A 5,037-nucleotide genomic window follows, 5' to 3' on the forward strand; every position below is an offset into this window, starting at 1 on the left:
ATGCTGCTGCTGCACGTGGAAGACGAGCGCGGAACTGAAAGACGCTCACCAAGCCAGCTGCATTCCGCCTAGAGACCAGAATGCGGAGAGCTGCGGCATGTCAAGGCTGCGAAGCACCGAAGGCTTGGCCTTGACATGCTGCGGCACGCAGCAATAATTCAGCCGTGCGGAATGCGGCGTAACTACGGAGTGAATCATGCACGTTGCCCTCTACGCTAGAGTTTCTACCACGCGCCAAGCAGAAAACGATCTATCTATCCCCGACCAACTGCGCCAGCTGCATGAATGGGCAAAAGCGAACGGCCATTTGGTGATTCAAGAATATGTCGAGCCAGGTGCATCGGCCACCGATGACAAGCGGCCAGTGTTTCAGCAAATGATCACTGACGCCATGATTAAACCGCCAGCATTCGAGGCCATCATCATTCACAGCCTGTCGCGCTTCTTCCGCGATGGTATCGAGTTCGGCGTATATGAACGCAAACTCGCCAAGAATAAAATCAAGGTCGTATCCATTACCCAACCAACGAGCGATGACGCAGGCGGAGAAATGATGCGGCGTATCATTAACCTGTTTGACGAGCACCAATCCAAGGAAAATTCCAAACACGTTTCACGCGCAATGAAAGAGAACGCGCGCCAAGGTTTTTTCAACGGTTCAAAGCCGCCATTTGGTTATCAGGCCGTCGCCACCGATAGGGCGGCCAGTCGTGGCCGTAGCAAGAAGAAGCTGGAAATCAACGAAGCAGAATCAGGCATCGTGCGTCTGGTATATGAATATTACCTGCATGGCTTGGAAAGTCGCGTGATGGGCTGCAAGGAGATCGCCAAGCACCTGACAGAAAAAGGGCTGCTCATGCGCGGCAGCCCGTGGAATATCCACAAGATTCACAAGCTGCTATCAGATATGCTTTATATAGGCGATTATTACTTCAACGTAGTGGATTCCAAGACAGGTCAGAAACGACCACAGGAAGAATGGGTTAAAACCGCTATTCCTGCAATCATTGATGCGGCTACTTTCGAGTGGGTCAGGGCTAGGCGTGAAGCACGCGCACCAAGCAAAACCCCACCGCGCCGCGTGTCGTCCCCAACGCTCCTCACTGGCCTGCTTAAATGCGGCATCTGCGACCATGCCATGACACTGGTCACAGGCAAAAGCGGAAAATATCGCTATTACAAATGCACCAGCCGCCACAGCCAAGGCAACCACGCCTGCACGAGCGGCAATTTACCAATGGAAAAATTCGATGAGCTTGTGCTGGATAAACTCGCCGATCAAGTTTTTGCACCAGAACGCTTGCAAGAAATGATGGCTGCGTTGCGCAAGCACATTCAATCATCCAAAAACGGACAACAAGCACGCATCAACGAACTAAACCGACAGATTAAACAGATCGAAAAGAAGCAAGAAAACATGTGGCAGGCAATCGAAAACGGCATGCCTTGTGACGACACCTTCCACCGTCGCGCCCAGCAATTCAAAGCGGCACGCGAGGCTTTGTTCATTGAACTGGCAGGTGTGCGCCGTGATACTTCTGTTCCAGCGGTGGAATACCTCAAGGCGAGTCAGGTAGACGTGTTCGGCAAGGTGCTGCGGCAAAAGCTGTTGGCCAAGGGCTCGCCATTAGCAAAAAGCTATTTGAATATTCTAGTGGATGAAATCGTGATAGTGGATAAGTCCGCCACCATCAAAGGCAGCTATGCGGCTTTAGCGGATACGATGCAGAAAATAAAAAAGGGCAACCTGAATAATCAAGTGCCCAGTTTTATGCCTAACTGGTGCGCCCGGAGCGATTCGAGCGCCCGACCCCTTGGTTCGTAGGCGGTAAATCCCGCAAGCGTATCTTTATTTATCAATACCTTGCCAGTGTTCGCCACACTCAATGACAGCCTAAGACAGCCACAGGAACACCGTCAAAGCGTGAAGGTGGTACGGTTTTTACTACAGTCTTGCGTAGCAAGTCTGTAATGACTTTTGCGCAAGAGCATCGCTGTTGTGCCAATCAGACAAGCCAAAGTCTGGCCGCGCCAGTCTGTGACGATGCTATCAACAAGTGCAAAGCATTTGTGATGCTGCTCAGTTCAGCGCAGCCGTAACCGCTTCCGGCGCGCGCTTGATGACATTCAGCAGCACCAGCGCCGCGCCTTGCGGTGAACGATCTCCACGCTCCCAATGGCGCAACGTCGCCACCGAAAACCCGAAACGGGCAGCAAACTGCTCTTGCGTCATACCCATATTACGGCGCAAGGCAGAGACATCCACCGCCTCCGGCTTGTAAAGTTTCACCGCGACCTTCTCGCCTTTCGCGTGTGCGATAGCTTCATTCAAGCCACGCGAAATACTGTCAAAAGCTTTTCCCATTTCTCACCTCTCAATCCAAGTTGCAACCAAAATATCCACCAACTTTGCCATGCTGTTGCGATCCGCCTTGCTCAAATTGGCCTGCTCATTCTTGGCGAACATCGCCAGCAGATAAAGCGGCATCACTTCGCTGTGGTAGTAGTAGATTACCCGCACCCCGCCACTTTTGCCGCGTCCACCCCGCCCCCAGCGCATCTTGCGAATGCCGCCTGTGCCTTCGATCAAATCGCCAGATTTCGGATGTGCTGCCAGATAACTCAAAATGTCCTGCCGTTCATCTGCGGTCAGAAGTTTTTCCGCTTGGCGGATATATTCTGGCACTTCGGCAATCGTAATCATATAATTATTATAATCCATTGGATTAGTTTTGGCAAATTTGAATTGGGATGGTTGCGCACATGCATTGGAGCAAAAACAGGGTCATTTAGCGCTATTCAATTTGTAGTACGTTTCCACGGATTCGGTGAGATCTTCCTCCAGTTGTCGCGTGCTCTCAAATCGTAATTGCTGCCAGCTCTTAAGATTGAAGCCAATGTCCTTCTCCAACTCGTCATCTCCTGTATTCTTACTGGCGATGAGGATGAAGTTATCCTGTTCTAACCATTTGCCACGATTAAGCCCCATCAGATAGCCGATCTCGTGATAGACGTTGCGGTTGCCGAAGGTCAGATCGGCAATCAACAGGTCAGAGCTGTCAAACAGCGTACAATATTTTCCACAACACAGCGCGCATATTTGCCAGTGGTCTTTCAAATAATCCACATACTATAAGGGGTTGTGTGTTGTTTCCACAGATGCTGAAATTCACAAAAGTAGAAAATTCAACGTGCTGTTTGACAGCCTTAATGGCCAAATATATTCAGTCAGGCGTTTTCCAGTTACTGTTCGAATTCTCCCTTATGCACCTCGAAACCAGATACGTCCATCTTATACAAAACTTCGTAGTGTCTTGCGCAGAAAAAACAACCGATGAAAAGCGAGTTATTCGATAGGGGCCAGTTCAGTTACTTTGCCATCATTATGCGCGAGACCTGCCCAGTTTCGCTCCGTACCAACGATGGTCATAACATAGGCTTTGTTGAAAGGTAACTTCTCCGAAAGAGCCCCCAATTCTCTGATGTCCAAAGGTGAGGGAGATGGATTCCCCCTGTGTCAGGCTAGCTGTCGGCCCAAAATTTCACTATGAGGCATGGAGGCAACAATGGGCAGATGGTTAATACCGGAGCCGCATCGCCACACTGCCAAGGGTGGAACTGTTGTTTGTGCCGGTATTCACATGAGCGATGTGCCCGGATTTCCCTATTCCATTCTGTGGGAGGGCGCGCACTATTCGATCCATTGCCAATCTCACTCGCCGTGATGGAGAGGAATTTCTTAATATCGCTCACAAGGCAGGAATCAGGACAGTGGTCGAAACCTTCCCTGGAGCAGGCCATTGAGGCCCTTGATCGCCTTCGAAATGGCAGCATACGCGGCGTAGCCGTGCTGGTTATGGCATAAGGAAATGTGAAGCCGCGCAGCAGATTGCGCAGGTTTGGCATACTGATTTAAATAAAAATACGTGCGTTACTGGTTACAAGACGAATTCATCCGCTCACCAAGAAATTCGCTCAACGCCTTGATCCATGATTCACGCATAAAAATAAAACCGTCGTTATGACCACCGGCAAGTTCTAGAAACTGCTTGGGTGGATTGGCCGCAGCAAAGAGTGCATGCCCGTGCTCGAATGGAACGATTTCATCTTCCGGGCTGTGGGCGATCAGCACCGGCACGGTAATAGTCCGCAGGTATTCACGCGTATCGTAATGGATACGCGTCAGCAATCGTATCGGGAGATACGGATAGATGTGTTGCGCAAGATCGGGCACGGAAGTGAAGCTGGAAGCGATCACCAATGCAGCCGGCTTTTGGTGAACAGCCAACTGCGCGGCAACGGCGCCGCCCATTGATTCTCCGTACAACACGATGCGGCATGAAGGGGTGTGCCGTTGTTCGGCCAGATGGCGCCATGCAGCCTCGGCATCACGATAGGTGCCCTGCTCGGTGGGTGTGCCGCCGCTGTTCCCGTAACCGCGATAATCGAAGATCAGCGTGCTATAGCCCAGACGATGAAACATCTGCATTGAATCAAGCCGGTGGGAAATGTTTCCTGCGTTGCCATGCAAGAACAGCACTGTGCCACGCGCCTGCGCGGCAGGGACATACCAGCCGTGTAAACTGATGTCATCGGAAGTTTTCAGATGGATGTCTTCGTATGACAAGCCAACCTGAGCAGGAGTGGCAATCATCTCGCGTCCGGTTCCCGGATAGAAGACCAAGTGGGACTGAAAAAAATATAGTGCCAGCGCAAGCCCAACATAAGCCGCTGCCAAAATACACAGAACGTTCCACATCAGGCGCACACGACTCCCTGTTTAAGCTTTATTTTATGTCGACGATCGGAAGTGTAGTGGTCTAATAGAAACGTACACCTCGCTAGGATTATTATTCAGCTAGAGAGGAATCGCAATGAACAAGTACCGCAAGCATTACGAAGCCGCATTTAAATTAGAAAGTGCACGCATGGTAGTTGATCAAGGACTGAGTATCACGCCAGTTACATCGACAGTTGGCTCAATGCGCTACGCCATGACAAACGGCTAATCTTCGTTGCTGCATCGGCTGCACAGAA

Annotated in this window: 8 protein-coding genes; 3 read left to right on the plus strand and 5 right to left on the minus strand. The window is 50.8% G+C overall.

Annotated features, from left to right (window positions below; translation table 11 throughout):
• Positions 1 to 45 precede the first annotated feature (45 nt).
• Positions 46 to 198 carry a hypothetical protein gene (locus MJ770_RS08915; RefSeq protein ID WP_239253167.1) on the minus strand — a complete coding sequence of 51 codons (153 nt, stop codon included), beginning with the start codon at positions 196 to 198 and terminating at the stop codon, positions 46 to 48.
• Here MJ770_RS08915 and MJ770_RS08920 point away from each other — a divergent pair.
• A complete protein-coding gene (locus tag MJ770_RS08920) occupies positions 197 to 1,825 on the plus strand; it encodes a recombinase family protein (protein WP_239253196.1) in 1,629 nt (542 codons plus the stop codon). The genes MJ770_RS08915 and MJ770_RS08920 overlap by 2 nt on opposite strands.
• Positions 1,826 to 2,080: 255 nt before the next feature.
• Here the strand turns inward: MJ770_RS08920 and MJ770_RS08925 are convergent, their stop codons facing one another.
• The 3 genes from MJ770_RS08925 to MJ770_RS08935 form a co-directional block, all read right to left on the minus strand.
• Positions 2,081 to 2,365 carry a helix-turn-helix domain-containing protein gene (locus MJ770_RS08925; RefSeq protein ID WP_239253204.1) on the minus strand — a complete coding sequence of 95 codons (285 nt, stop codon included), beginning with the start codon at positions 2,363 to 2,365 and terminating at the stop codon, positions 2,081 to 2,083.
• Between the two features lie 3 nt (positions 2,366 to 2,368).
• Complete coding sequence (locus MJ770_RS08930) at positions 2,369 to 2,704, minus strand: type II toxin-antitoxin system RelE/ParE family toxin (RefSeq protein ID WP_239253211.1); 336 nt, start codon at positions 2,702 to 2,704, stop codon at positions 2,369 to 2,371.
• Positions 2,705 to 2,785: 81 nt separating this feature from the next.
• Positions 2,786 to 3,118, minus strand: a complete 333-nt coding sequence (locus MJ770_RS08935; RefSeq protein WP_239253213.1) for a hypothetical protein — start codon at positions 3,116 to 3,118, stop codon at positions 2,786 to 2,788.
• A 448-nt stretch (positions 3,119 to 3,566) separates the two neighbouring features.
• Here MJ770_RS08935 and MJ770_RS08940 point away from each other — a divergent pair, with 448 nt between their 5' ends.
• On the plus strand, positions 3,567 to 3,725 hold the full coding sequence (locus tag MJ770_RS08940) for a hypothetical protein (RefSeq protein ID WP_239253215.1): 159 nt from the start codon (positions 3,567 to 3,569) through the stop codon (positions 3,723 to 3,725).
• 206 nt (positions 3,726 to 3,931) lie between these two features.
• On the opposite strand, the gene MJ770_RS08945 is transcribed toward MJ770_RS08940, so the two are convergent.
• Positions 3,932 to 4,759 carry an alpha/beta hydrolase gene (locus MJ770_RS08945; RefSeq protein ID WP_239253221.1) on the minus strand — a complete coding sequence of 276 codons (828 nt, stop codon included), beginning with the start codon at positions 4,757 to 4,759 and terminating at the stop codon, positions 3,932 to 3,934.
• 207 nt (positions 4,760 to 4,966) lie between these two features.
• Here MJ770_RS08945 and MJ770_RS15665 point away from each other — a divergent pair.
• Positions 4,967 to 5,037: hypothetical protein (locus MJ770_RS15665; RefSeq protein WP_445083144.1), on the plus strand; the 71-nt coding region annotated here is incomplete at its 3' end.

The organism is Candidatus Nitrotoga sp. M5 (assembly GCF_927904885.1).
In the GTDB taxonomy this organism is placed as follows: domain Bacteria; phylum Pseudomonadota; class Gammaproteobacteria; order Burkholderiales; family Gallionellaceae; genus Nitrotoga.

Excerpts from the sequence above, each read along its gene's own strand:
- MJ770_RS08920 (WP_239253196.1), top strand. The coding sequence starts at position 197 with ATGCACGTTGCCCTCTACGCTAGAGTTTCTACCACGCGCCAAGCAGAA.
- MJ770_RS08915 (WP_239253167.1), bottom strand. The coding sequence starts at position 198 with ATGATTCACTCCGTAGTTACGCCGCATTCCGCACGGCTGAATTATTGC.
- MJ770_RS08925 (WP_239253204.1), bottom strand. The coding sequence starts at position 2,365 with ATGGGAAAAGCTTTTGACAGTATTTCGCGTGGCTTGAATGAAGCTATC.
- MJ770_RS08930 (WP_239253211.1), bottom strand. The coding sequence starts at position 2,704 with ATGATTACGATTGCCGAAGTGCCAGAATATATCCGCCAAGCGGAAAAA.
- MJ770_RS08940 (WP_239253215.1), top strand. The coding sequence starts at position 3,567 with ATGGGCAGATGGTTAATACCGGAGCCGCATCGCCACACTGCCAAGGGT.
- MJ770_RS08945 (WP_239253221.1), bottom strand. The coding sequence starts at position 4,759 with ATGTGGAACGTTCTGTGTATTTTGGCAGCGGCTTATGTTGGGCTTGCG.